The 25317-nt window shown below is 60.8% G+C and carries 25 protein-coding genes, 1 tRNA gene and 1 pseudogene; 8 read left to right on the top strand and 19 right to left on the bottom strand.

The genetic code is table 11. The features are described from left to right. Positions 1 to 28 precede the first annotated feature (28 nt). The 5 genes from ACKFRX_RS10170 to ACKFRX_RS10190 form a co-directional block, all read right to left on the bottom strand. Positions 29 to 790, bottom strand: coding sequence for an ABC transporter ATP-binding protein (locus ACKFRX_RS10170; protein WP_408923328.1), 762 nt, complete (start codon positions 788 to 790; stop codon positions 29 to 31). Further along, the gene (locus ACKFRX_RS10175; protein ID WP_250411906.1) at positions 781 to 1836 is read right to left on the bottom strand and encodes an iron ABC transporter permease; all 1056 of its coding nucleotides are present in this window, start codon (positions 1834 to 1836) and stop codon (positions 781 to 783) included. Before ACKFRX_RS10175 ends, ACKFRX_RS10170 begins: the two co-directional genes overlap by 10 nt. Continuing rightward, complete coding sequence (locus ACKFRX_RS10180) at positions 1836 to 2999, bottom strand: ABC transporter substrate-binding protein (RefSeq protein WP_408923327.1); 1164 nt, start codon at positions 2997 to 2999, stop codon at positions 1836 to 1838. The genes ACKFRX_RS10175 and ACKFRX_RS10180 overlap by 1 nt, the downstream gene beginning before the upstream one ends. Positions 3000 to 3089: 90 nt before the next feature. Continuing rightward, positions 3090 to 4367 (bottom strand): glutaminase, encoded by a 1278-nt coding sequence (locus ACKFRX_RS10185; RefSeq protein WP_301714267.1) that lies wholly within the window; start codon positions 4365 to 4367, stop codon positions 3090 to 3092. Positions 4368 to 4417: 50 nt separating this feature from the next. Further along, on the bottom strand, positions 4418 to 4696 hold the full coding sequence (locus ACKFRX_RS10190) for a DUF3618 domain-containing protein (RefSeq protein ID WP_005323988.1): 279 nt from the start codon (positions 4694 to 4696) through the stop codon (positions 4418 to 4420). Positions 4697 to 4792: 96 nt separating this feature from the next. On the opposite strand from ACKFRX_RS10190, the gene bcp reads away from it, so the two are divergent. The 3 genes from bcp to ACKFRX_RS10205 all read left to right on the top strand — a co-directional run bounded on the left by bcp (position 4793) and on the right by ACKFRX_RS10205 (position 6952). Continuing rightward, positions 4793 to 5260, top strand: coding sequence for a thioredoxin-dependent thiol peroxidase (gene bcp / locus ACKFRX_RS10195; protein ID WP_408923326.1), 468 nt, complete (start codon positions 4793 to 4795; stop codon positions 5258 to 5260). Between the two features lie 3 nt (positions 5261 to 5263). Further along, positions 5264 to 5890 (top strand): TetR/AcrR family transcriptional regulator, encoded by a 627-nt coding sequence (locus ACKFRX_RS10200; RefSeq protein WP_408923325.1) that lies wholly within the window; start codon positions 5264 to 5266, stop codon positions 5888 to 5890. 75 nt (positions 5891 to 5965) lie between these two features. After that, on the top strand, positions 5966 to 6952 hold the full coding sequence (locus ACKFRX_RS10205; RefSeq protein ID WP_408923324.1) for an HNH endonuclease signature motif containing protein: 987 nt from the start codon (positions 5966 to 5968) through the stop codon (positions 6950 to 6952). A 211-nt stretch (positions 6953 to 7163) separates the two neighbouring features. Here ACKFRX_RS10205 and ACKFRX_RS10210 read toward each other — a convergent pair whose 3' ends face one another. Both ACKFRX_RS10210 and ACKFRX_RS10215 read right to left on the bottom strand, forming a co-directional pair. After that, positions 7164 to 8312 carry an SPFH domain-containing protein gene (locus tag ACKFRX_RS10210; protein WP_408927780.1) on the bottom strand — a complete coding sequence of 383 codons (1149 nt, stop codon included), beginning with the start codon at positions 8310 to 8312 and terminating at the stop codon, positions 7164 to 7166. A 59-nt stretch (positions 8313 to 8371) separates the two neighbouring features. Next, complete coding sequence (locus ACKFRX_RS10215; RefSeq protein WP_408928284.1) at positions 8372 to 9520, bottom strand: alpha/beta fold hydrolase; 1149 nt, start codon at positions 9518 to 9520, stop codon at positions 8372 to 8374. A gap of 401 nt (positions 9521 to 9921) precedes the next feature. Between ACKFRX_RS10215 and ACKFRX_RS10220 the strand changes: the two genes are divergently transcribed. Beyond that, the gene (locus ACKFRX_RS10220; RefSeq protein ID WP_408927781.1) at positions 9922 to 11196 is read left to right on the top strand and encodes an IS30 family transposase; all 1275 of its coding nucleotides are present in this window, start codon (positions 9922 to 9924) and stop codon (positions 11194 to 11196) included. 147 nt (positions 11197 to 11343) lie between these two features. On the opposite strand, the gene pflA is transcribed toward ACKFRX_RS10220, so the two are convergent. After that, positions 11344 to 12213: a pyruvate formate-lyase-activating protein gene (gene pflA / locus ACKFRX_RS10225; protein WP_408927782.1), complete on the bottom strand. Its 870-nt coding sequence runs from the start codon at positions 12211 to 12213 to the stop codon at positions 11344 to 11346. Positions 12214 to 12215: 2 nt separating this feature from the next. Next, positions 12216 to 14597 (bottom strand): annotated as a pseudogene (gene pflB / locus ACKFRX_RS10230) (formate C-acetyltransferase). A gap of 316 nt (positions 14598 to 14913) precedes the next feature. On the opposite strand from pflB, the gene ACKFRX_RS10235 reads away from it, so the two are divergent. Continuing rightward, the gene (locus ACKFRX_RS10235; RefSeq protein WP_408927783.1) at positions 14914 to 16824 is read left to right on the top strand and encodes a solute carrier family 23 protein; all 1911 of its coding nucleotides are present in this window, start codon (positions 14914 to 14916) and stop codon (positions 16822 to 16824) included. On the opposite strand, the gene ACKFRX_RS10240 is transcribed toward ACKFRX_RS10235, so the two are convergent. Continuing rightward, complete coding sequence (locus ACKFRX_RS10240; protein WP_234447241.1) at positions 16825 to 17415, bottom strand: hypothetical protein; 591 nt, start codon at positions 17413 to 17415, stop codon at positions 16825 to 16827. A 78-nt stretch (positions 17416 to 17493) separates the two neighbouring features. Further along, positions 17494 to 17575, bottom strand: a tRNA-Leu gene (locus ACKFRX_RS10245). A gap of 90 nt (positions 17576 to 17665) precedes the next feature. On the opposite strand from ACKFRX_RS10245, the gene ACKFRX_RS10250 reads away from it, so the two are divergent. Both ACKFRX_RS10250 and ACKFRX_RS10255 read left to right on the top strand, forming a co-directional pair. Further along, entirely contained in the window at positions 17666 to 18088 is a 423-nt protein-coding gene (locus tag ACKFRX_RS10250; protein ID WP_408927784.1) for a hypothetical protein, read from the top strand. Positions 18089 to 18090: 2 nt separating this feature from the next. Further along, positions 18091 to 18435, top strand: coding sequence for a DUF3817 domain-containing protein (locus tag ACKFRX_RS10255; RefSeq protein ID WP_204611086.1), 345 nt, complete (start codon positions 18091 to 18093; stop codon positions 18433 to 18435). Here the strand turns inward: ACKFRX_RS10255 and rdgB are convergent. The 8 genes from rdgB to clpS all read right to left on the bottom strand — a co-directional run bounded on the left by rdgB (position 18432) and on the right by clpS (position 23850). Then, positions 18432 to 19040 carry an RdgB/HAM1 family non-canonical purine NTP pyrophosphatase gene (gene rdgB, locus ACKFRX_RS10260; RefSeq protein ID WP_408927785.1) on the bottom strand — a complete coding sequence of 203 codons (609 nt, stop codon included), beginning with the start codon at positions 19038 to 19040 and terminating at the stop codon, positions 18432 to 18434. The genes ACKFRX_RS10255 and rdgB overlap by 4 nt on opposite strands. Then, the gene (gene rph, locus ACKFRX_RS10265; protein WP_005323955.1) at positions 19034 to 19762 is read right to left on the bottom strand and encodes a ribonuclease PH; all 729 of its coding nucleotides are present in this window, start codon (positions 19760 to 19762) and stop codon (positions 19034 to 19036) included. Before rph ends, rdgB begins: the two co-directional genes overlap by 7 nt. 15 nt (positions 19763 to 19777) lie before the next feature. Next, complete coding sequence (locus ACKFRX_RS10270) at positions 19778 to 20539, bottom strand: MBL fold metallo-hydrolase (RefSeq protein ID WP_150850378.1); 762 nt, start codon at positions 20537 to 20539, stop codon at positions 19778 to 19780. Positions 20540 to 20610: 71 nt separating this feature from the next. Beyond that, positions 20611 to 21390 carry a glutamate racemase gene (gene murI / locus ACKFRX_RS10275; RefSeq protein ID WP_408927786.1) on the bottom strand — a complete coding sequence of 260 codons (780 nt, stop codon included), beginning with the start codon at positions 21388 to 21390 and terminating at the stop codon, positions 20611 to 20613. After that, positions 21390 to 22043, bottom strand: coding sequence for a rhomboid family intramembrane serine protease (locus ACKFRX_RS10280; protein ID WP_250412422.1), 654 nt, complete (start codon positions 22041 to 22043; stop codon positions 21390 to 21392). Before ACKFRX_RS10280 ends, murI begins: the two co-directional genes overlap by 1 nt. Before the next feature lie 13 nt (positions 22044 to 22056). Next, positions 22057 to 22983 (bottom strand): P1 family peptidase, encoded by a 927-nt coding sequence (locus tag ACKFRX_RS10285; protein WP_408928285.1) that lies wholly within the window; start codon positions 22981 to 22983, stop codon positions 22057 to 22059. Then, positions 22983 to 23519, bottom strand: coding sequence for a DUF2017 domain-containing protein (locus ACKFRX_RS10290; RefSeq protein ID WP_005327313.1), 537 nt, complete (start codon positions 23517 to 23519; stop codon positions 22983 to 22985). Before ACKFRX_RS10290 ends, ACKFRX_RS10285 begins: the two co-directional genes overlap by 1 nt. 4 nt (positions 23520 to 23523) lie before the next feature. Beyond that, the gene (gene clpS / locus ACKFRX_RS10295; protein ID WP_005323948.1) at positions 23524 to 23850 is read right to left on the bottom strand and encodes an ATP-dependent Clp protease adapter ClpS; all 327 of its coding nucleotides are present in this window, start codon (positions 23848 to 23850) and stop codon (positions 23524 to 23526) included. A 122-nt stretch (positions 23851 to 23972) separates the two neighbouring features. Between clpS and ACKFRX_RS10300 the strand changes: the two genes are divergently transcribed. Then, entirely contained in the window at positions 23973 to 25301 is a 1329-nt protein-coding gene (locus tag ACKFRX_RS10300) for a nicotinate phosphoribosyltransferase (RefSeq protein ID WP_408927787.1), read from the top strand. Positions 25302 to 25317: the final 16 nt, after the last annotated feature.

A 25317-nucleotide genomic window follows, 5' to 3' on the forward strand; every position in this document is an offset into this window, starting at 1 on the left:
CAGGGCCGGGTGATTACCCGGCCCTGTGCTATCTCACCCGCAACGGGGCAATGAGTGGAGCGCCGCCATGCTGGACGACGTCCGCCTCTACCCCATACACGCCCTCCACGAGCTCCCCCGTGAGAACGTCCGCAGGCCTACCTTGAGCGCGAATATGACCCTTTTTAAGCACCACCAGCTGGTCACACATGCGCGCGGCCAGGTTGATGTCATGGATGGCCACAAGTCCCAGGCTGCCATCGCGCTGCGCTTTGGCACGGACCTCATCCAAGACAAAGATCTGGTGATGGAGGTCGAGGGCGGACGTGGGTTCGTCGAGAAGCATGAGGCCTGGATTGCCCACCAGCATCTGTGCCACCGCCACAAGCTGGCGCTGGCCGCCAGAGAGCTCATTGAGGTAGCGCGAAGCGATCGCGTCCAGCCCCAAGGAGTGCAGCACCTCACCCGTGCGTGTAATCGGGTCTTCGCAGGCCTCCCGGCGCGCGGAAATCAGCACGGCTTCAAAGGCCCGCAGCGCGGCCGTGCTAGTGAGATCCTGCGGCACGTAGCCGATGAGCTGCCGGCGGCGCTTGCCGCGCGGGGCCATGCCATCGACGCGGAAAGCCACGTCTCCGTCGCAGCCGCGGTGCACGCCGGCCAGGGACTTAATGAGCGTGGTCTTGCCGGATGCATTCGGCCCCAACAATCCCACCAGCTGCCCGCCGTGGAGTTTTTCCACATCCACGGACTCCAGCACGCGGTGCTTGCCATAGGCCGCACTCAGCCCGGAAATAGTCAGTTCTACGTCCACAGTGCCCTCCTTCGGGTCATAACGATGGCAATGAAGAATGGCACGCCCAGAAGCGAGGTAACGATACCAATGGGAATAGCCAGGCCCGGCTTAATCATCAGGCTGACCGCATGCGCGGCGCACATCACGGCCGCGCCCGCCGCCATGGAGGCCGGCAGGAAGTAACGCTGGTCCTCGCCTACCAGCATGCGGGCGATGTGCGGGCCCACCAAGCCAATGAAGCCGATGATGCCTGCGAAGGCCACGGTCGTCGCCGCGACCAGCGAGACCACGATAAGCACCACTACGCGCAGGCGCGAGGTATTGATGCCCATGGCGGTAGCGCGGGCGTCGCCAAGCCGCAAGGCCGTCAGGCGCCAGCCCAGCACCCACAGGATAGGCAGGGCGATAATGAGCACGGCCGCCAGCACGCCATTGGCCGCCCAGTTGGCGCGAGTCAGAGAACCCATGGACCAATAGACAATCTGCTGCAGCGCCTCGGCCGAAGACCGGTATTGGATAAGCGCCAGCATGGCTTGGAAGAAGAACACCAGGCCGATGCCCAGCAGCACCATAGTTTCCGCCTTAGCGCCGCGAATAACGGCCGCAATCACGATGATCGCAGTGGCTACCGCGGCCGAAAGCCACGCCACCAACGCGAGATTGAACTGCGGCTGCGCAATCAGCTGCCATTTGAGCACGATGGAGCTGGCGCCGCCAAACGCGGCGGCCGCCGAAATGCCCAGCGTGAAGGGCTCGGCTAGCGGGTTATTAAGGATGGTCTGCATCTCCGCGCCAGCCATAGACAGCGCCATGCCAATGAGCACGGCCATCACGGCCATAGGCAGGCGCAGCTGCCATAGCACCGTGCGCGTCTGGTCATCCAGCCCCGCGGGATTGACTATGCCCTTCATAACCTCGCCCGGGCTGATATCGATCGCACCCACGAAGTTGCTGATAATAAAAGCCACGGCTGCGATCAGGGTCAGGCCCGCAACAATGCCGATGCGTTGCCACGTTAACTTCTTGTGCTGCCGCGCCAGCGCGGCTACCTCTGCGCCCTCCATTAGTTGGTGCTAAAGAAGGTTCCCTCGCCGGAAACCGGCGAGTACTTTTCTTGCGCATCCATCCACTGCTTGGCGACGTCCATATCGGCATACGCCTCCGGGTCGATCCACTCGGCCACCTGCAGCAACGCTAGGTAATTAAACGGCGAATTATAGAATTGGTGCCACATGCTGTGGAAGTGGTGTTCCTTGACCGCACGCAGCTTATCGAAGCCAGCCTGCTTACCCGGCAGCTTAGCCACACTGCCCTTGGCTTCCTTTTCATCGATGCCGTAGCCCACTGCAGCGTATCCGACAGGGTGGCCTTCATCGTCCTTCATCTCAGACCAATCGCCACCGGTGGCGATGATCATATCCGGGTCAGATTCCAGGACCTTTTCCGGGGTGATCGTGCCAGACTCGCCCGGAATGACTTTATCGCCGACATTCTCGCCACCGGCCGCGTTGACCAGCTGGGAGATATTGGAATCGTTCCACGAACCACAGCAGTCGGAAACGCCGGCCGAACGCCAGACGAAGGTCCGCGGCTTATCCTTAACCTTCTCCGCGCGGTCCTCCACCAAGTCCACGGTCTTTTGCCAATCCGCGTTGAATTCCTCCGCGCGGTCCTCCTGGCCGAAGATTTCGCCGAAGATGTCCATGGTCTTAGGCGTATCCTCCAGCGGCTTGCGGCGGAAATCGGTCACCGCGTACTTCAGGCCGGCCTGCTCCATCTTGTCGGTCAGGCCCGCTTCGCGGGAGGCATCGTATTCATCCAGCGACAGCACGATGAGATCCGGATCCAAGCTCACAAGCTTTTCCACGGTGACATCGCCCTTGGGAAAGCCGCCGATCTCTGGAACCTCGTTTACGGACGGCAGTTCCTTTTCCAGCGCCTTGTAGTAATCCGGCACGGTCTGCTTGAGATCCGTTCCGATGCCAACGACCTTGTCCAGTGGATTATCGGGGTCGAGTACACCGGTAGCAAAAATCGATCGGCCCTCCCCCAAAATCACACGATCGGGAGCCTTATCCAGTTCCACGTCACGGCCGATGATATCGGTGAAGGAGAACTCAGCATCGCCGCTGGAGCCGCCAGTTACTTCCTCAGCTGCGCCGCAGCCGACGAGTGCGGTTGCCGATGCCGCCACAACCGCCATTACCTTGAAGGGGGTATGAGCCATTTTTAGTCCTTGGTCGTTGGATGCCCTCGCAGTTAACGCAAAGGGCCTTACATAGGACATCCTAACCTGACTAAGTAAGGTAACCCAAACCTAAACGGGTTCGCCGTTGATCGCGTAGTCTTCCGGCTCGCCCTTGGGCACCTCGGTGCCGTCCGACATGGTGCGATCTTCCAGCTCTCCATCCGGATCCACGATGGCAATATCGAAGCCAGACTCGCGAATTCGGCGCAGCCCTTCTTTCAGCATGCGCCGGCCCATGCGGTTCGTGCCCGTAATATGCGATAGCTCGAGCACCACCGTGCCCTCGCCAAAATCCGACTCCATCAACTCGTACAAGATGGTCTCGGCCGCGTTGAAGTTGATTAGGCCCTGCAGGTAGATCACGGTCAGCTCCGCATCCTGCTCCACCTTGCGCACTGGGTTCACGCCATAGCGCTCGTCTGTAGACATCAGGTGCAGGCCCATGTCCTTCGACAGCAGCTTGAACGCATCCACCCCGCGCACCGAGTTGCCTTCTTTGTTCAGTCGCGGCGAGAATGTCGCCACGCCCAACTGGCCCGGCAGCGTGCCCAGCAGGCCACCCGACACGCCCGACTTCGCCGGGATGCCCACCTCGGCCATCCACCGGCCGGCGCCGTCATACATGCCGGCCGAGCTCATCACCGATAGCGTCAACCGGCACACATCCGCGTCCAAAATCTTGTCGCCCGTCACCGGCTGCACGCCACCGTTCGCCAGCGTTGCTGACATCACGGCCAAGTCCCGCACCGTCACTACAATCGAGCACTGCTCAATATACGTTGACACCGCGTCGTGGGCCTCGTCCTGGATGATGTCGTAGTTGCGCAGCATGTGCGCCAGCGAGAGGTTGCGTTCGCTGACTTCCAGCTCGGAGGAACGCATGGCGTCGTCGATAAGCAAATCGCGCCCCGCCAGCCGCGAAAAATAGGTGCGCAGGCGCTCCACGCGCGCGGCAGGCTCCGAATCCACGCCATTAATCAGCTGCGTGACCGCAATCGCGCCCGCATTAATCATCGGGTTGACCGGCCGATGGTCATCGCGGTTGAGCGAAAGCTCGTTGAAGGCCTCGCCCGAAGGCTCCATGCCCACGATGTCGCGCACCGCGGAAAGACCAAGCTCCTGGAGAGCCAGCGCATAAACAAAAGGCTTGGACAAGGACTGAAGGGTAAATTCCACCTCATCATCGCCCGCAGAATAAACGTGGCCGGTGGTGGTGCACATCGCGGCGCCGAGATACTCGGGTTCCGCCTTAGCCAGCTCCGGAATATAGTCCGCCACGGCGCCGTCGCGATTATCGCGCACCTTGGTGAGGATTTCCTGCAAATAAAAAGGGATTGGTGTCTTCATCCCAACCCAGCCTACGAAAAAAGTCCCCGCGGTGTGCGGGGACTTCACAATTAGTGGCGCTCGGACAGCAGGCGCTGCAGCTCCTTCAGGTCGCTCTTGCGGCGGCGAGAGCGGAAGACCGAGAAAGCAATCAGGCCAACCACAGCGGCGCCGACGCCACCCAGGGCCATCTGCACGTTGCGGTCCTGCAGCTTATCGGTGGCCGCGGTCTTAGCCTCGTTGGCAAAGTTCTGCGGCTTGCTGCGCTGTGCCAACTCGTCCAGGGTGCCGGCCAGCTGGCGGCGGGTGCGCTCGATATCGCGCTGAATGTCTTCAATATTGCGTGCCACGAAGTTCTCCTCTTAACTTAGGTTCGCTCTTAACGGGGTCATTCTACCCCGCCGCCCCAAAAGCGTGCAGCCCGGGCGGTAAGTAAGGTGGAAACCATGACTGAAAACCGTTTGAACGTTGGAGATACCGCCCCTGCTTTTGCGCTTGCCGACGACGCCGGAAACACCGTTTCCCTCGCCGATTACGCAGGCCAGCGCGTACTGGTCTACTTCTACCCCCGCGCCAATACCCCGGGCTGCACCAAGGAAGCCTGCGATTTCCGCGATTCCCTGGAACAGCTCAATGATCTCAATATCTCCGTCGTGGGTATCTCGCCCGATAAGCCGGAGGCGCTTGCAAAGTTCCGCGTGGACCACGAGCTGAACTTCCCGCTGCTCTCGGACCCAGATAAGTCCGTCATGACCGCCTACGGCGCGTTTGGTGAGAAAAAGAACTACGGCAAGGTGGTCCAAGGCGTTATCCGCTCCACCTTCTTGGTCGAGCCGGATGGCACCATCGGTCAGACGCACTACAACGTCAAGGCCACCGGCCACGTCGCCCGCGTGATGAAGGGACTTAGCTAGCGCGTGGGAGAGATTCTGCTACCGCGGCGTCGGCCAGCGCAGGCGCGCAGTCGCGAGCGCTTCGAGCGCATTCTGCAGGCCGCGCGCACTTTGCTTGTCGACGTCGGCTTTGAATCCTTCACCGTCGACGAAGTCGCCCACCGCGCCGGAGTGCCCATCGGCACGCTGTATCAGTTCTTTGCCAATAAATACGTGCTCGTCTGCGAGCTCGACCGCCAAGACACGGCCGCCAGCCGGGCCGAAATCGAGCGCTTCTCCCGCCGCGACCCGGACGTGCAGTGGCCCGATGTGCTGGATGAAACCATCGATCACCTGGCGCGCATGTGGCGCGAGGATCCTTCCCGGCGCGCCGTGTGGCATGCCGTGCAATCCACCCCCGCCACCCGCGCGACAGCCGCAGATACCGAGCGTCAGCTGCTTTGCCCCTTGTCAGAAATCCTCTCCCCACTCGCGCCGTCCATGAGCGATGACGAACGCATTGACCTGGCCGGCTTCCTTATCCACAGCGTGGTCTCGCAGCTCAATTACGCAACTGCGGGCGACCCCAGTGGCTTTGATGCTGTGGTCGTAGAGATTAAGCGCATGCTCGTTTCGTATCTATTTTCCACTGCGGCCCACTGGGGCAGTTGACGCTTAAACAAGTTATCCACAGCTGCGGACGTCTTCGCCTCGGCTTACCCGCCGGCTCTGCTTAAAGTTGCAGCCATGAGCGCACTGAAGGCCTATGCCACCCACATAGCCTCGGCGATGGACATCCTCGCCGAGGCCCACGGCATGTCTGAACGCGCCCTTCTCGAGCTGGGCTTGCCGGATGTCGAGGCCCGCGACCTCCGCGCGCTGGCCGCGGTCTACTTCGGCCCGACCGGCTTCAGCCGCAAGCAACGCCACGCAGCCGCAGCCGCCCGGCACCACGACCTCGTAACGCTCAAGCTGATTGAAAAGTACGTCTCCCGGGTGCGCACTAAGCGTGAGGCGTGGGACCTGCGCGTGGAGCTGTGCCGCCTGCGTGGGCCGGCTTCTGAAATCGCCCGCCGCGCTAAGCAACGCCTGCGCGAACTTCGCCCGCGCCGCATGCCACCCCGCGAAGGCGTCCAACTCCTTCGCCGCCCGAACGGACCGTGGACTATGCGGATTACCGCACCCTCGGCCTTCCTTGCCGAATTCGACGCCGCGCTCGACCCCGACCGCCCACTCGATTCCCTCCGCGACCTACTTCGCGGCACCGGCGCGCCCTCCGCGCGCACCACCACTAACGTCATCATCCCGCTCAACGCCCTAGACCAAATCCTGGACGGCGACGGCGAGGAAGTCACGCTGCGCCTTACCAATGGCGCCACCATTTCCGGCGCCGAGCTCGTCGAGCGCACCTTCACCGAGCACGGCCTTGCGACGCTAATCCACCCCGTCAAGGGCCCCGTCAACCTGTATCGCACATCGCGTTACGCCACCGAGAAACAGCGGCAGATGGCCGCGGCCGAAAATCCCACCTGCCCGTGGCCGCCGTGCAACCATCCGGCGGACAAGGCCCAGATCCATCACCTCAAGGCGTGGAAACACGGCGGGTTGACCAATATGGAGAACCTGACGGTGTGCTGCCCCTACCACAACGGGGTCAACCAGGATGATCCAAATGCCCCGCCGCTGCGCGGGCGCCTTGCCCGAGTCAATGGCAAGGTCCGCTGGGTTCGTTAGCGCTGCCTCTGCGAGGTAGCGCTACTCGGCGTGTCATCGGCCATAAGAACGTCGTGGACAAGGTCGCGCGCGGCGCTTAACGCATCACGACCTGAGTCAGGATGGCCGTCGTTGGCGAATACCTGGCACTCGTGATCAGGGATTACCTCCGCGCGGCGGGTTATGCCACGCTGCGCGGTATAGGCATCAAAGAGGTTATCGATGCTCAGGACTAGTCCTCGTTTTTCAATTGCTCGCGCAGCTGCTGGAAGTACTCGCGGGCAGCCTGGGGCTGCGCGGTGGAGTGCTGGCCCTGCTGCGGCTGCGGCTCTGCCTGCTGGTTCTCGGAGCGTTGCTGCTCAGCGCGCTGGGAAGCGGCGATGGCTTCGCGCTTAGCGCGTTCGGCCTGTCGCTTAGATTCGCGCTCGATTTCTTCGGCGCGGGAAGGCTTCTTAGGCTGCGGGCGACGGCGCTGGGACGGCTCCTCGGCGGAGTCGAGGGCACGGTTGGCCATGAGCACATCGCGCATACCGCTGAAAAGATCGCCCATCCCCTGCGGGTTGGAGGGCATGTAGAGAACGGACGCCTGGCCGTTGTGAGAGACGTCGACCATAGCGTCGAGGTACTGGGAGACCAGCATGAGGGCTTCGGGGGATTCTTCCACGCCGGCGTCGCGAAGCATCTCGTACTGCTGGGCAATGCCCTCGACGATTTCCTTACGCTGGTCGGCGACGCCGCGGCCCTGCAGCTTCTTCGCCTCGGCTGCACCCTCGGCCTCCTTGACCACACGGATCTTCTCGGCTTCCGCCTGAGCGACGGCCGCCTCGCGCTCGCGCTGCGCTGCGTTAATGGAGTTCATGGACTCACGCACCCGGGAATCAGGGCGAATATCGGTGACCAAGGTATTGACGAAGTTCCAGCCATATTCGGCCATGTTGTCGCGCAGGGAGGCCGCAACATTGCGGGCGATGGTGTCCTTGGAAGAGAAGGAATCATCCAGGTTCATATTCGCCACGGAAGAGCGAACATTGTCCTGCACGTAGGCCACAATCTGCTGCTCGTGATTGGAGAGCATGTAGTACGCCTCGCGCTCGCGACCCTGGACTACCTCGTACTGCACGGCAACAGGGATTTGGACGAAGACATTGTCCTTCGTCTTGGTCTCCACCATCACGTCCAGCTGGCGCACCTGCAGCGAAATCTTATCGCGGACGCGGTCTATCCACGGCATTTTAAAGTGCAGGCCAGCATGCGCCACCTTTTGGAATTTACCCAATCGCTCCAGAATGGCAGCTTCGCGAGTGCGAACGATGAAATAACCATCGAAGAGCGTTCCCAAGATAATCAGCAGGATAATGACTAATACTATGGTGGCAATCATTGAGTCTCCCTAAATGTCGTAATGATCACTAATATTTTCGCATAGGAAATAGCGAAATGCTAGTGATCGTCGATAAGCGAAAAGAGCCTCCCCAAGATGGTCGCACCATCCTCGCGAATGCCGTTGTGCTGGAACTCATTGTTAATCCACGGCCGCAGGTCTCCCAGGTGCGCGGCCGTAGCCAAGGACTCCTCGAGAGGGACGAAAATATCATCGACGTAGATGGCCGCGGCCGTGGTGGGCACCTCGCCCAACGCATAGGGCGGGGAGAATTCGTGGCGGGCGAGGCCATGGGCGGCGTCGGCAAACGCGTGCAAGGCCGGGTCCTCGTCGAACTGCCAGGGGAAAATGTGCTCGCCGGTCAGCCAGGTGCCGACCTCAGCAAACTCCGGAAATTCCTCGCGCACGCGGTGCGCCGCCCAGTTCGTAGCGGCCTGGCCACCGGCGCCGCCGTAAATCGACTCATGGATTGCGGCGTACAACGGAGCATCCGCAAAGCTCACGCGCTGGCCGACGTCCGCCAGGAAATCACCCCGCAACCGCTTCTCCCCCGCTACGGTGCGGAAGGGCTCTTCCAGCAGATAGGCCAGCGAATCAAAGCCGGTGCCGCGGCCGAGCTCGATGCCGATAGTGCGAAACCGCAGTGCGGACAAGCGCTCACCGGTAGGAAGCCGCTCATCAGAATTGTCCAGGTGGGAAATGATCTCCTCGATACGGCCCTGTGCCCACGGGAATTCGCGGTAGAAACGCTGCTGGCGGGCCTTGAGCTTGCTGAAAGTAGCGCGGTAGAGCTCGTCCGCACCCTTCAACGTGGGGATGCCGCCGGTGAAGAAAGCATACTCGACGCGCTCGGGCGCCTGGGAAAGGTAGGCGGTGATGCAAAAGCCGCCGAAGGATTGGCCGAACAGCGACCATTTCTCGAGTCCGAGGTGCTCGCGCAGGCGCTCGGCATCGCGGACGATATTGTCTTGGCGCAGCAACGCCAAGTGCTCTGCAGTGCGCTCTGCGGCCGGGCTAAGCGCATCAATGCGGTGCGAGCGGCCGGTGCCGCGCTGATCCATGAGGATAACGCGGTAGCGCTCTAGAGCCTTGCCAATCAGCCCCGTAGGCCCCAACGGCCGGGGCGCCGGGAAACCGGGACCGCCCTGCAGGTATAGCAATGCGGGCAGGTCCTCGCCGCCGGGAGGGATTATTTCGCTTGAGTTCAGAGGGTCGTTGCAACACTTTCCCTTAGGAGGGTGTTGTTGTGTCTGGGGTTGTTGGCCCGTTTCATTCGTTGTCTGAATCGGATCGTCGTGGCTTAGTTGCCTTGGTTGGCAGTGGGCGTAGTGTCCGTTCGGCGGCTGGTGAGCTTGGCTGTCATTACGGGCATGCTTTGAATTTTTGCCATGCCTTTGGATTGCCAGTCGTGTATAAAGCCAAACGAGTTGATCGCCGCGGCAGCCAGGCTGTCCAGCTTGTAGAGCTAGTCCGAAGCGGACTGTCGGTACGCCAAGCTGCTAAAAGATGTGGGATGCATCTTACCGCTGCGTATGCCGTAGCTACGGAAGCTGGGTGCCATATCCGGTTAAGTCAGTATGCTCGGAAAGTCCGCCAGACGCAGTTAAGAGTGGAATACCTGCGCCTTCGGCTGGCGAGCCTGCCTGGTGGTGATGCTGGCACGGCAGTAGGAATTGATCGTCGACTGCGTTTAGATTTCGAAAAAGGACTCACCAAATCCCAGGGTCGACGAGAAGAGTTCATACCCGTCGGCGAAGACGCCAGCACGTATAACAGACTTATGAAAGCGCTGCGCCAACGCCATGATGTCATCGAATCCGGAAGGCTTGCCCCTCCCGCCTTACCTAGCGGGGTAGATCCGTATAAACGCATCAGCAATCGCTACATTTGCTTCGAAGAACGCGTCATCATCGCCGATCTTCTCCGCGAAGATGTGCCACTGCGTGAGATTGGGCGCCGTTTAGGGCGAAGTGCATCGTCAATTCAGCGTGAAGTACGCAGAAACCACAGTGCTCAAGGCCCGTATCGTGCAGAAACAGCCCAGTTAAAGGCCTGTGCGCGGAGGTTGCGGCCGAAAATACCGAAACTACTAGCCAACAAAAGGCTATGGGACTATGTATGCGCACAATTGCGGGCACAATGGTCACCTGAGGAGATTTCTAATCGCCTGCCCATCGACTACCCCACTGATAAGGACATGCGCATTAGTCACGAAACGATTTATGACGCCTTTTACCTGCAGGCCAAAGGAAGACTCAAAGACCTTGGCTTGGACTTGCCGACAGGTAGAAAGAAACGCAAGAAACGCCAAACCCGCTCCAGCACACCTGCCCAGCAACGCTTCGTCGACGACATGATCCTCATAGACGACCGGCCAGATGAGGTAAGTGAACGTATTTTGCCAGGCCACTGGGAAGGCGACCTCATCCTCGGTAAAAACAACCAATCAGCGGTAATCACGCTAGTAGAACGCGTTAGCCGATTTGTTGTCCTTGGCCACCTACCGGGAAGGCATACCAGCAAAGAAGTATTCACAGCCCTGCACAAGGCAGTTACAGGAATCGATAAAGCTATCTGGTCATCAATTACCTGGGACCAAGGAAGCGAAATGGCTGGTCATAAAGCCTTTACCATGGCCACTGACATTCCCATCTACTTCTGTCACCCAGGATCACCATGGGAACGCGGCAGCAACGAAAACACCAACGGCAGGCTTAAAAGAAACCTTCCCAAAAACAGCGACCTGTCCATCTACAGCGCCGAGGACCTAGAAATGATCGCCAACATTCACAACCACAAACCACGCAAAGCACTCAACTGGCGCACCCCAGCCGAAGTCATGACCAACGCCCTCACACAAACCGGTAGCATCAAACCAAACTAACCATCATCGTTGCAACGACCCCTAGAATCCGCCCGCGGGCGTAAAGCCCAAAAGTCCCGTGGGGATTGGAATAATCCCACGGGACTTCTAGGTGGTGCTCTTTAATTGTGTGGCCGAAGCGGCGATAGGAGGTCATGTCCTCCCAGGCTAGTGGACTTCCAGACCCTTCGAGCGGAAGACGTCACGGATTTTCTCCACATCCTCCGGCTTCGGTGGCTTCGTGTCAGCTAGCTGGTAGTTCATGCCCAAGTTATCCCACTTGTCCTTGCCCATATTGTGGAAAGGCAGGACCTCAACGCGCTCAACGTTGGATTTCCAACGCGCCACGATGTTGGCCACATTTTCCACGTTCTCTGGCGAGTCCGTGAGGTCTGGCACCGCCACGAAGCGGATCCACACCGCCTTGCCCATCTTGTTTAGCCTGTCGCCGAAGTCCAGCGTGGGCTGGAGTTCGCGCTGAGTGACCTTGCGATAGGTTTCCTCGTCGCCCGACTTGACGTCGAGAAGCACGAGGTCGATATTGTCCAGGTCCTCGTCACGCAAACGCGCACCGAGATAACCAGCAGTATCGATGGTGGTGTGAATGCCCGCATCGTGAACTTCCTTCAGCACGCGGCGCGTGAAAGAAAGTTGGAAGAGGGGTTCACCACCGGAGATGGTGAGACCGCCACCGGAAGCGTTGAAGATTGGCTTATAACGCTTAATGCGCTTGACCACATCCTCGATCCGCTCCAGCGTGCCGGTCTTCATCTCCCAGGTGTCTGGGTTATGGCAGTACTGGCAGCGCAGTGGGCAGCCGGACATGAACATCGTCATGCGGGTACCCGGGCCATCGACGGCGGTCACGAGCTCCCAAGAGTGCACGAGGGCAATATCGCCGGTACGGCGCGCCTCCATGAGTTCGGGGCGGGTAATGTCATCGAATTGAGCGTCGTCTCCCAGGCCCGCGGCCGCGCCGCGGACTCGCTCTCCCTCTTCAGGAGAGAGGGTAACGACACCAGTAACGCCATCAGCCATGATTAGGAACCCTGGTGGAAGGTGCGGGAGATAACGTCGAGCTGCTGCTCCTTGGTCAGCTTGACAAAGTTGACAGCGTAGCCAGAGACGCGAACGGTGAGGTTCGGGTACTTCTCTGGGTGCTCAACGGCGTCCTCGAGGGTGGACTTGTCCAGCACGTTGATGTTTGCGTGGTACAGACCAGAGTTCATCTGGTGTGCATCGCGGTTTGCCTTCATTGCAGACATGCGGTCTTCGAAAGTTGGGGTTGCCATGATTTTCTCCTTTTCGAGATGGTTGAGGGGGGTTAGTGGTTTTTACTTCTCCATGATGAAGCCGGCATCCAGAACGCCCACCAAGTTATTGATGCGCTCTTCTGGGGTGCGGCCCAATCCGGAAGGAGTAATGGTGTTGGTCAGCGAGATGCCGTCCAAGGCGTCCTTGTAATCCAGCTTGCCGACGGACAGCATGGAAGCAACCATGCCGTGGCTGTCAGCACCGTTTTCAGGGTTAGCGCCTGGGGAGAACGGCGTGCCGGCCTTGTGGCCCGACGGGAAGGCGCCTGTTGCCTTGCCGTAGACCACGTTCGAGGTAATGGTCAGCACGGACTGGGTTGGGATGGCATTACGGTACATCGGGATGGCCTTAATCTTTTCCATCACGGTGTGGACAATGGTAGCGGCGATATCATCGGCGCGGTCATCATCGTTGCCGTAGAACGGGAAGTCACCTTCGGTGACGTAGTCCGTAATCAGGCCGGTCTCGTCGCGTACCGGGGTGACCTTAGCGTACTTGATAGCAGCCAGGGAGTCGGCGACGATGGACAGGCCGGCGATGCCGCAGCCCATGGAGCGGACGATATTGGAATCGTGCAGCGCCATCTCGACTGCCTCGTAGGCGTACTTGTCGTGGGAGTAGTGGATGATGTTGAGGGCTTCTACGTAGGTGCCAACAACCCAGTCCAGCATCTCCTCGTACTTCTGCCATACCTCGTCGAAGTCCAGCGGGCCGTCGCCCTTGATGGGCTCGTAGCCTTCGACAACCTGCTTGCCGGATACCTCATCGCGGCCACCGTTGATGGCGTAGAGCAGAGCCTTTGCGGCGTTCACACGAGCGCCGAAGAACTGCATCTGCTTGCCAACTTCCATCGGGGAGACACAGCAAGCAATTGCGGCGTCGTCGCCCCACTGCTCACGAATCTGGCGGTCAGACTCGTACTGGATGGAGGAGGTCTCAATAGAGATGTGGGCACAGAATTCCTTGTAGCCCTCTGGCAGCTTCGGATCCCAGAAGATGGTGATGTTTGGCTCAGGTGATGGGCCAAGGTTGACCAAGGTCTGCAGCAGACGGAAGGAGGTCTTGGTGACCATGTGGCGGCCGTCGTTGCCAAAGCCAGCGTCAGACCAGGTTGCCCAGTATGGGTCGCCGGAGAAGATCTGGTCGTAGTCGATGGTGCGCAGGAAGCGAACGATACGCAGCTTGAGAACCAGGGAGTCAATGATCTCCTGGGCGTCTTCCTCGGTGATGATGCCAGCGGCGAGGTCGCGCTCGAAGTAGCAATCGAAGAAGGCGGACAGGCGGCCGATGGACATTGCGGCGCCATCCTGGGACTTAATGGAAGCCAGGTAGCCGAAGTAGGTCCACTGTACTGCCTCGTGAGCGGTCTTGGCCGGCTGGGAGATGTCGAAGCCGTAGGACTCGGCCATCTTCTTGAGCTTCTTCAGGGCCTTAATCTGCTCGGAGTGCTCCTCGCGGTAGCGTGCCCAGTGCTCAGAGAAGCCAGCATCTGCGACGGAATCGCGGGAAGCCTGCTTTTCCTCGATCAGGTAATCCACACCATAAAGTGCGACACGGCGGTAGTCGCCGATGATGCGGCCACGGCCGTAAGCATCCGGCAGGCCGGTGATGATGTGTGATGAACGAGCAGCGCGGATGCGCGGGGTGTAGATATCGAAGACCGCATCGTTGTGGGTCTTGCGGTAACGGGTGAAGATCTTCTCCACCTCAGGATCTACTTCCTTGCCCGCTTCGGCGATAGCCTGCTTGACCATGCGCCAGCCACCGAACGGCATCATGGCGCGCTTCAGCGGGGTATCAGTCTGCAGGCCGACGATGACGTCGTCGTCCTCTGAGATGTAGCCGGCCGGGAAGGCGTCGATATCGGTCGGGGTGTGGGTGTCAACGTCGTAAACGCGCTGCTCGCGCTCGACGGACAGGTACTTCTTTTCCAGGGTGTCCCAGACGCGCTCGGTCTTCTCGGTCGGGCCTGCCAGGAAGCTGGAGTCGCCGTCGTACGGCGTGTAGTTGCGCTGGATGAAGTCGCGGACGTTGATGCCCTCGGTCCACGGACCGGACTCAAATCCCTTCCAAGCTTCAAACTGTTGAGGCTGCGTTGCGGTAGTCATAATTCCCTTCTTTCGGGCGAATTTCTAGCAGGGGATAAATGCCGCTTTCTTCGAGCCACAGCACCAAGCCCCTCTGGCCTCAATTGTTGACCAATTCCCTGGTAATAACAAGTCTCGCAAACGTTTGAAAGCTAAGTAATAAACCGGTCGTGTTGTTTCGCAGGTGAGTGATTTTATGCAGTACGCACGTACGTCTTCCATCGGGGGTGAAATAGCCCCGAACGTGTTCCTCATCACCACTAAATTTTGGCCGCTACCTGCGCGAACCTCTACTGTTAATCCCGTTCAGCTTCGCTTCCGCACAAAGGAGGACTTCGTGGCTTCCCAGCCCAAGCATCCAGTAGATATCGTCCCACCCGCCCCCAAACTAGCCGCCTTGGGTTTACAGCATGTGCTGGCGTTTTATGCCGGCGCAGTCATCGTCCCGCTGCTCATTGCCGGCTCGCTCAATCTGGATGCGGAAACGACCATCCACCTCATTAATGCGGACCTGTTGACCTGTGGCATTGCGACGATCATTCAGTCCATGGGCGTCGGCAAGCGCATAGGCGTGCGCCTGCCCATCGTGCAGGGCGTGACTACTACGGCCGTCTCCCCGATTATTGCCATCGGCCTGGGCGCGACCGACGGCGCGGGTGGGGTGGCCTCGCTGCCAACCATTTATGGCGCCATTATTGTCGCCGGCCTTTTTACCTTCTTCGCGGCGCCGGTCTTTGGCAAGGTGCTGCGCTTCTTTCCGCCGGTGGTCACCGGTTCGGTCCTGCTGGTCATGGGTACGTCGCTGTTGGGGGTGTCGGCCAATGACTTTGTCAATTACGCCGAGGGCGTGCCGGCCACCCGCGACTTGCTCTATGGCTTTGGCACGCTCGCGGTCATCATCTTGGTGCAGCGTTTTTCCTCCGGCTTCCTGGGCACCCTGGCCGTGCTCATCGGCCTAGTCTTGGGCACGGGCGTGGCGCTCGTGCTTGGCGACGCCTCCTTTGACGAGGTCTCCTCCTCCCCCGCCCTCGGCATTACTACCCCGTTCTACTTCGGTATGCCGAAGTTTGACCTGGTGGCTATCTTCTCGCTCATCATCGTCATGATCATCACCATGGTAGAGACCACCGGTGACGTCTTTGCTACCGGCGAGATCGTAAAAAAGCGCATCCGCCGCGATGATGTCGTGCGTGCCATTCGCGCCGATGGCCTGTCCACCCTGGTGGGTGGCGTGATGAACTCCTTCCCCTATACCTGCTTTGCCCAAAACGTTGGCCTGGTACGCCTGACCAGCGTGAAGTCGCGCTGGGTGGCCGTTGCCGCCGCCGGGTTCATGATGGTGCTGGGCATTTTGCCCAAGGCCGGCGCGGTCGTAGCCTCCATCCCCTCCCCCGTTCTCGGCGGCGCCTCCCTGGCGCTTTTTGCCAACGTGGCGTGGGTGGGTCTGCAGACCATCGCCAAGGCCGATCTTTCTGATGGCCGCAACTCCGTCATCGTCACCTCCGCGCTCGGCCTGGCCATGCTGGTGACTTTCAAGCCGGATATCGCCACCGCCTTCCCGGAGTGGGCGCAAACCTTCGTCTCCTCTGGCATGTCCATCGGCGCGATTACCGCCATCGTGCTCAACCTTTTGTTCTTCCACACAGGAGGCAAGCAGGGAACGCAGGTGTCTCGGGCCGTCGGCAAGAGCGTGAGCCTCCAGCAGCTCAACGGCGCCTCCCGCGAGGAATTCGTCTCCGCACTGCGCCCGCTGTTTAATAACGAGACCTGGCCGCTGGAGCTGGCGTGGGAGTCGCGTCCCTTCGGCGATGTTAATGAGCTGCGCGCGGCCATTCAGGTGGCCGTGCTGACCGCGGATGATTCCCGCCGCGCCGCCCTCATCCACGATTACCCGGCCATGGATGAGCTGCTGCTTGCCGACGCCGACGAAGCCGCCACCATCTCCGCTGACCGCGGCTCCCTCGGTCTGACCGACCTGGATGATGTGCAGACCGAGCGCATCACCGAGCTTTCCGCCGCCTACCGCGAGCGCTTTGACATGCCGTTTGTGGCCTATTTGGATACCAATGACACCGTCGAGCGCGTCATTGATGCCGGCGTGCGCCGCCTGGCCAACTCCCCGGAGCAGGAAAACCGCACCGCGCTGGGCGAAATCGTAGAAATTGCCAACGACCGCTTCGATATCCTGCTGGCCGATGCCAACCCGGTCCGCTCCTCGTGGGACCGCAAGTTCACCGAGGTGGACTAGTTAGCGAAAGGAAAAGTCCACTTCGGCCTCTGGGTCCACGCCGGAAATAATGCCGGTGTAGAACTGCTTGGCCTGGGATTGGAGGACATCGCGATTATCCGCGATGTCCTCTTTCTTTTTGTCCTCGTTGAGGATCTTGGTGATGGTTTCCGCCTTATCGATATCCGGGGTAATCCAGCTCAACGCGCCGTTGTCTTCCACCGCGGTTTCGAAATTCTCATCCGAGTGCCCGATGAAAATGAACTCGGGGATCTCCACGCGGAAGTGGTGCGGGGATTCTTCTTCCACCTGAACCTGCGAACCTTCGATGCCCAACTTCGCGCGGTAGGAGTACTTGATGTACTGGGTGCGCTCGCTGCCCGGTACCTGCCAATTCCACAGCTTGCTGGTAGCGGATTCCTCCGATAGGCCCTCGATGCCCAGCGAGACGAGCACCACCTGCTCTTCACGCTCCACGGCCTTGATGACCTTGGTATTACTCGATTCGGTCTCCACTTCCACCGGTTCCCGCACCTGCCAAATGAACACCGCGGCGGCAGCCACGGCGGCAATGAGAATGACGGCGATAAGGGTGGAAAGCAGCTTTTTCATGATGACCATCTTAGGGCGACTATGCGGGCGGTGATGTGCGAAAGCGCCGCCGGCTCTGCGAGCCGACGGCGCCGATTGTGCGCCCGGTGAGACTTGAACTCACACGTCATAAGACACTAGAACCTAAATCTAGCGCGTCTGCCAATTCCGCCACGGGCGCGGGGGACTTGCCATAGTGTACACGGCACGCCCTCAATCCAGAAACCAGGGGTGTTCTGTTTTCCGGCCGGTGGTGGGTAGGGTGGATCGCGTGAGCACTCAAGAGGAAAAGAAGAACAAGCGCGTGCAGGTGCGGTGGTGGCACATCCTCCTCATCGCGTTTTTCGTCGTGCTCTTCCTATTCCTGGCCTATTGGCAATGGACGCGCTTCCGCTCCGGCTCGGGCACCTTCCAAAACTTGGGCTATGCCTTCCAGTGGCCACTGTTCGCCGTGTTCGTGGTCTACGCCTATCACACCACGCTGCGCTATGAAAACGAGCGCCTCGCGGCCGAGGAAGAAGCCCGCGACATGGATAGCACCACCACTGAGGCCCCGACTGAGTCTCCCGCACCGCCGCAGGCGGACACCAAAATCGATGAGGATTTCCTGCCCCAGCGGCCTCAAATAGATGTGGACACGTTCAACGCCATGAATACCCCGCGCCGCCGGCGCGGCGAGAATGAAGAAAGCTGATTATGACCAATAAAGTTCACCCCGCCCGCCAGGCCCGCATCCGCGGACCTTTGAAGTTTTTCTCCATCGCGGCCACCGTGACCGGTGTCTTCCTGATTATCCTGGTCATCCGCATGGTCTGCCAGTACCTCATCGGCATGGAGATCCCAGAGTGGGCCACCTATATCGCGATCGTGCACGGCATCGCGTACATGACCTACCTGCTGTCCATCCTCATCCTCGGCCCGCGCGCGCTGTGGCCGGTGGGCAAGCTCTTTACCACCGCCCTTGCCGGCGTGGTGCCCTTCCTGTCCTTCTGGATGGAGCACAAGCGCCGCAAGGAGATTAAGGAGGAGTTCCAGCTTTAGGAACTGCGAACCAGCTCCGCGATGGCGGGGACTAGTTGACTCAGAGCGCGGCCGCGATGCGAGACCGCGTTCTTTTCTTCTGGGGACATCTCCGCGGCCGACCGGGACTCGCCTTCTGGCTGAAAGAGCGGGTCATAGCCAAAGCCGTTGTCCCCGCGCGGCTCGCGCAGGAAGCGGCCTTCCCAGCGGCCCTCGGCCACGTGCTCGGTGCCATCGGGAGTCACGAGCGCGCAGACGGAGACAAAGGCGGCGGCGCGGCGCTCATCGGGGACATCGGCCATCTGCGCCAAGACCAGGTCATTATTGGCCTGGTCATTGCCGTGCTGGCCGGACCAGCGGGCGGAAAGCACGCCTGGCATGCCGTTGAGCTCTTCGATGGCCAGGCCGGAATCATCCGCGACGGTAGCAAAGCCGGTCGCAGCCGCGCCGGCGCGGGCCTTGATGAGCGCGTTATCGGCAAAGGTGCGGCCGTCCTCCACCGGCTCTGGGTAGGGCTCCACAGCGGATAGCGGGCGCAGCTCGACGCCCTCGATGCCGGCATCGGCCAAGATGCGCTCGAGATCCGCGAGCTTCTTCGGATTATTGGACGCGACGAGAATTACCACCCCAGCGCCGCCTTCTGTGCGGCGATGAGCTCGCGGCAGCCCTTCTGCGCTACGTCAAGCATCTCATTGAGCTCCTCGCGGCCAAAGAGGCCGTGCTCGCCGGTGCCCTGGATTTCCACGAAGTCACCGGATTCTTGCATCACCACGTTGAGGTCGACCTCCGCGCGGGAATCTTCCTCATAAGGCAGGTCGAGGCAGATTTCGCCATCAATGATGCCGACCGAGACCGCGGCGATGGGATCGAGCAGCGGCTCGCCGGGGACAACGCCCTCGGCCTTGAGGTGTGCGATGGCGTCGGCAAGCGCAACATAGGCGCCGGTGATAGACGCAGTGCGGGTGCCGCCATCGGCCTGCAGGACGTCGCAGTCGAGCTGGATGGTGTTCTCGCCCAGCTCCTCCAAGTCCACCGCAGCGCGCAGGGAACGGCCGACGAGGCGGGAAATCTCATGGGTGCGGCCCTTGACCTTGCCCTTCATGGATTCGCGCGGCATGCGATCGTGGGTGGCAGAAGGCAACATGGCGTACTCGGCGGTAAGCCAGCCTTCGCCCGAATCACGCTTGAAGCGCGGCACGCCGTATTCCACAGATGCGGTGCACATGACGCGGGTATTGCCAAACTCCACCAGCACCGAGCCGGCCGGGTTGGTGGTGAAATTGCGGGTAATGCGGACGCTGCGCATCTGGTCCAGCGCGCGCCCATCGGCACGAGTAAATTCAGTCATGCCGTCCAGCGTATCTTAGAACTCCATCCCCGCGGCGCCGAGGACAATCTCGCCATCGAATTCGGAGCGGGCGGCCTCCAAAGTAGCTTGCGCATCGCCCCACGGCTGAATGTGGATAAGCACGAGCTTGCCCACACCCGCCTCGCGCGCCGCCCTACCGGCTTCCGCGCCCGACATGTGCATGTCCGGCGCCTTGCCCTCAGAGGTCTCGCCCCAAGCCGCCTCGCAGAGGAAGATATCGGCACCACGGGCGGCTTCGACAAGCGCGGGCGTATACGAAGAGTCACCGGAATAGGTAATGGTCTGGCCCGTCTTCGTGTGCTCCACGCGCAAGGCATAGGCCTCTACCGGGTGATTTACCGGGAAGGGGGTGATATAGACGTCATCCACGAGCTGGCGCTCGCCCGGCTCCCAGGCGCTAAAGGCGAAGGTATCGGACATGTCATCGATGCCATCGACCTCATCCGAGGACAGGCGGCCCAGATGCGTAGGCGTAGCCTTCGGCCCGAAGCACATATTGCGCGAAGCCGCCGGCGCCGTGGGATGGAAGCGGCGCCACACCATCAGGGAAGGAAAATCCAGGCAGTGATCGGCATGCAGGTGACTAAAAGCCACGTGCGCATCGCAAGGATCCTGCTGCTGTTCCAGCTGCGCCAAGGTGCCAGGGCCCATGTCGAGGACGATGGACGGCGCATTATCGAAGGACAGCAAGTAGCCGGAGGCGGGATTTTGGGCGGTGGGGACGCTACCGGAGCAGCCTAAGATGGTCAGCTTCATGGGCTCAATAGTTCCATGAAATCGCCCCGCATGCGTACTCAACGTGCAAACGGGGGAGAAATTGCACTTCCTTATGCAATCTGGGGGCCGAGAAAGCGCGTGGCAAGGCGGGCAAAGGCTTCCGGATCGCCGGTGGATTCAAAAGTGTGGACCGGCTGATTCTCTGCGGGGGCCAACATATCCGTTTCCGTGAGAATCCGTATCACGTCCTTGGTGGTTTCCTCCGAGGAGGTCACCAGCGAGACATTTTCGCCCATCGCCAGCTGGATAATGCCGGTCAGCAGCGGATAGTGCGTGCAGCCCAGGACCAGCGTGTCTACCCCTTGTTCCTGCAGCGGGGCCAGGTAGCCCTCGGCGACGCCGAGGATCTGGCGGCCGGCGGTAATGCCGCGCTCGACAAAGGGAACAAAGTCCGGGCAGGCGGTGGCAAAGGCCTGCACCTTGGGGTTAAGTGCGAATAAGTCTTGGTAGGCACCGGATTTGATGGTGCCTTCGGTGCCGATGACGCCGATTTTTCCGTTGCGCGTGGTGGACATGGCGCGGCGCACCGCGGGCCGGATGACCTCCACGATGGGGATATCGTAGCGCTCGCGCGCATCATGCAAGAAGGCGGCGGTGGCGGTATTGCAGGCAATGACCAGCATTTTGCAGCCGCGCTCCACCAGCCGATCGGCCACGTCTTGGGAAAAGGCGCGGACTTCCGAGATGGGCCGCGGGCCATAAGGACTGTGCGCGGTATCGCCGGTATAGATGACGGATTCGTGCGGCAGCTGTTCCATCACCGCGCGTGCTACGGTGAGCCCGCCCACGCCGGAATCAAAGATGCCGATGGGAGAGGTCGCAGTTGGCATTAGCGCTTCACTGCCTTAACCGGGTCGTCCGAGGTAATGGTCATACCGGCGAGGATTCCGCCGATGGCGCCGAAGAGGTGGCCCTGCCAGCTCACGCCCTCGTAGACGGGCAACACGCCCCATACCAAGCCGGAGTAGGCGAAGCCGAGCACGATGCCCAAGATGGTCTGGATGAGCGAACGGTTAAAAATTCCGCGCACAATCAGATACGCCAACCAGCCATAGACCAAGCTGGAAGCACCGATATGGGAGGTACCGGGGCCGCCGATAAACCAGGTTCCAAGACCCGCGACCAGCGTGGTGATCAGCGTGACCTCCCACCAGGCCTTGCGGCCGGAAAGGCCGATAAGGAAGCAGAAGATGGCGCCGGGCACCGAGTTGGACATCAAGTGCTCAAAGTTGGCGTGGAGCAACGGGGCGGTGACAATGCCCCAGATGCCATTGAAATCCAGCGGGCGAATGCCGTAGTTAGAAAGCTGGCCACCAAACAGGAAAGCGTTGATGATGTGGACCGCCCACTCCACCACGAGGAAGCCAAAGGCTATAGAAAAGCCGGTGGTGATGCGACCGCTGCGGGTGTAGTTCTTGGAGTCGCCGCGATTGACCTGGCCCGCGGGCGCCGGCCGGTAGTTAGATGTTCCACCTGAAGTCATAATGCGCCTTATCTTAGTCCAGCAGATCGCGGTACGCGCTCAAGCCTAGGCCGGGGTTGGCGGCGGTGACCGCGTTGACGATGGCTTCTTCCACGGCGTCGGCGGCCGCGGCGCACAGCTGGGTGACCACCTGCGTGCTCAGGTCGGCCGGGCGCTTGGCGGTGGATAGGGCAAAGATTGTGTCCCCATCCAGCGGCGAATGCGCAGGACGTACCGCACGGGCGATGCCGTCGTGGGCAGTCATGGCCAGGCGCTGGGCTTGGGCGGTGGTAACGGGGGCGTCGGTAAGCACGGCGCCGATGGTGGTATTGAGCTTGGACTCCGCTGGGTGCGGCAAGGCGCGGTAGGCGGCAGCATTGACCGGGGTGTGCCCCGGCGCGCCGTACAGCCGGCCGGACTGCGGCTCAATGACCTCGCCCACGGGGTTGGCAACCATCGCGGCGCTGACCTCGTAGTCACCCACCCGGCGCGTGGCCAGCCCGAAGCCGCCCCGCAGTTTGCCAGCAGTAGCACCCACGCCGGCTCCCACCGAACCCATGGATTCGTCGCTGCCTATGAGCGCGGCTCGCAGCGCGGCCGCGCCTTCTTCCGGCCCAGGGCGGGAAGGCCCGACCAGCAGATCAAAAATCACGGCGCCGGGAACGATGGGCACGCGCGGCCCAGGCTTATCCTCGCCGAAGACGGGAAAGCCAATCCCTTGCTCTGCCAGCTCATTCATCACGCCGTCGGCAGCGGCCAGGCCAAAGGCGGAGCCGCCTGCTAACACCACGGCGTGGACGCGCTCGACCGTATTGTGCGGCTGTAAAAGGTCCGTTTCGCGGGTGCCTGGGCCGCCGCCGCGCACATCGACGCTGCCGAGCGCTCCGCCCGGCCCGCAGTAGAGCACTGTGACTCCGGTATCGGTGCCGCTATAGTGCCCGATGCTCATGCCGTCCAGCATTAGTCCATCAACACCTGCAGCAGCGAATCCTGGCAAAAAGCCAGCCACTCCACGAGGCTATCGCGGTCAGACATCAGGTTGTTATCGGCCACATCGCCCGCCGCGACAAAGAGGCGGAGGTCGTTGAGGCCGGCGACGAAGGCCTGGGCCTCTTGCTCGTTGATGGTGACCTCTACCCCACCGGTAGGTCCGAGGGCAGAGCCAATCACCTGCAGGTTTTCCAGCTTTGCGCGCGCAATGTCGTTTTCATGCAGGGAACGCAGCAATGATGCATCGCCTTCATATTCCTCATCGCCGGGCATTTCAAAGTCCGGGAAGAGACGGGCCAGCGAGGGATCGTCCGGGGCTTCGGTGTGGCCGGTGGGCATGTCCAGCATTTCCGCCAGCTCGTCCTTAGGCGCGGACTGGGCGCGCTTGATGATCGCCTCGGAGACAGTGGCGGTGAGATCGCCCAGTACTTCGCGCTCCATTGGTTCGAATACGGCCGTGATCTTCGGCGCGCGCATGAGGGACTTCTTTTTCTTCCACGGTTGCATCTATCTAACCTGCCTGCTGCATCGTTGCCCACAGACCGGCGATCTGGAGCTTTTTCACGTCCGCTTCAATCTTGTCGCGCTCGCCGCTGGACACGGCGGCCTTGCCCTCGGTGTGGACCTGCATCATGAGTTCATTGGCCCGCTTCTTGTCATATCCCAACACGGTTTGGAATACATAGGACACGTAGCTCATCAGATTGACGGGGTCATCCCACACGATGCACATCCACGGCAGGTTCTCGCTCGTGGCTACGTCTACGTCGAGTTCTTCATCCAATTCGGGCGTAGCCATCGGAGAGCTCATCCGGACTACAGGAAATTGCGCCTTCATGCTTTCTAGCCTAACCATATTTGGGAATCTATTGTGGGCCCGCGCAATCTGGCTTCGCACATTCCGGCGCCAAAGAATCTAAACCCCTGAAAACCACCTAGTCAGTGGGTATTATCACTCCCGTGAATGACAAAGCTATCCCTAATGATCGCTCTACTGCACTGCTCACGGATAAATATGAGCTAACGATGCTCCAGGCCGCGCTGCGCGATGGCTCGGCAAACCGCCAGGTCACCTGCGAGGTATTCGGCCGTCGCCTGCCCAATGAGCGCCGCTATGGCGTCGTTGCCGGCACCGAACGCGTCCTGCGCGCAGTGGAGGATTTCCGCTTTTCGGCCAATCAGTTAGCGGAGATGGACTTCCTGGATGAGCAGACCAAGGAGTATCTGCGCCACTATCGCTTTTCCGGGCAGATTGACGGCTACCGCGAGGGCGAGCTTTATTTCCCCAACTCCCCCATTCTGACGGTGCGCGGCACCTTTGGGGAATGCTTGATTTTGGAGACCGTCATCTTGTCCATCATGAACGCCGATTCCGCGGTGGCTTCGGCCGCCTCCCGCATGGTCACGGCGGCCGACGGCCGCCCCATTATCGAGATGGGCTCGCGCCGCACCCACGAGTATGCGGCGGTAACCTCCGCCCGCGCGGCCTACCTGGCCGGCTTCAATGCCACCTCCAACCTGGAGGCAGGCTACCGCTACGGCATTCCGGTCTCCGGCACTGCCGCCCACTCTTGGACCTTGGCGCATACCAACCCGGATGGTACCCCGAACGAAGAGGCCGCCTTCCGCTCCCAGATCGACACCCTCGGTGTGGACACCACGCTGTTGGTCGATACCTATGACATCACCAAGGGTGTCGAGACCGCAGTGAAGGTAGGCGGACCGAAGCTCGGCGGCGTTCGCATCGATTCCGGTGACCTGGGTGCGGTCACCCGCCGCGTGCGCAAGCAGCTGGATGATTTGGGCAATCACAACACCAATATCGTGGTCTCCTCCGACCTCGACGAGTTCGCCATCGCTGGCCTGCGCGGCGATCCGGTAGACGCCTACGGCGTCGGTACGTCCGTAGTAACCGGCTCCGGTGCGCCCACCGCCGGCATGGTCTACAAGGTCGTTGAGGTAGACGGCATACCGGTGGCAAAGCGCTCTTCCTCCAAGCAATCCGTCGGCGGTGCCAAGCGTGCGCTGCGCACCTACCGTTCCTCCGGCGTCGCCGTGGAGGAAATCGTCTACCCCTTTGAGGCACCGGCGCCAGATACCGGCCAGCTCGATACCCGCGACATGACCATTCCGCTCATGCGCGATGGCCACATCGTCGACGGACTGCCGGATCTGCATTCCTCCCGCGAGTATTTAGCTCAGGCCCGCAAGACCCTGCCATGGGAAGGCCTGGCACTCTCCCGCGATGAAGCGGCAGTGCCCACGCGGATGGTGGGCTTTAAAAAGTAGGCCGCTAGACTGTGTG

Origin of the sequence: Corynebacterium tuberculostearicum (genome assembly GCF_046097465.1) — a bacterium.
GTDB lineage: Bacteria > Actinomycetota > Actinomycetes > Mycobacteriales > Mycobacteriaceae > Corynebacterium > Corynebacterium tuberculostearicum_I.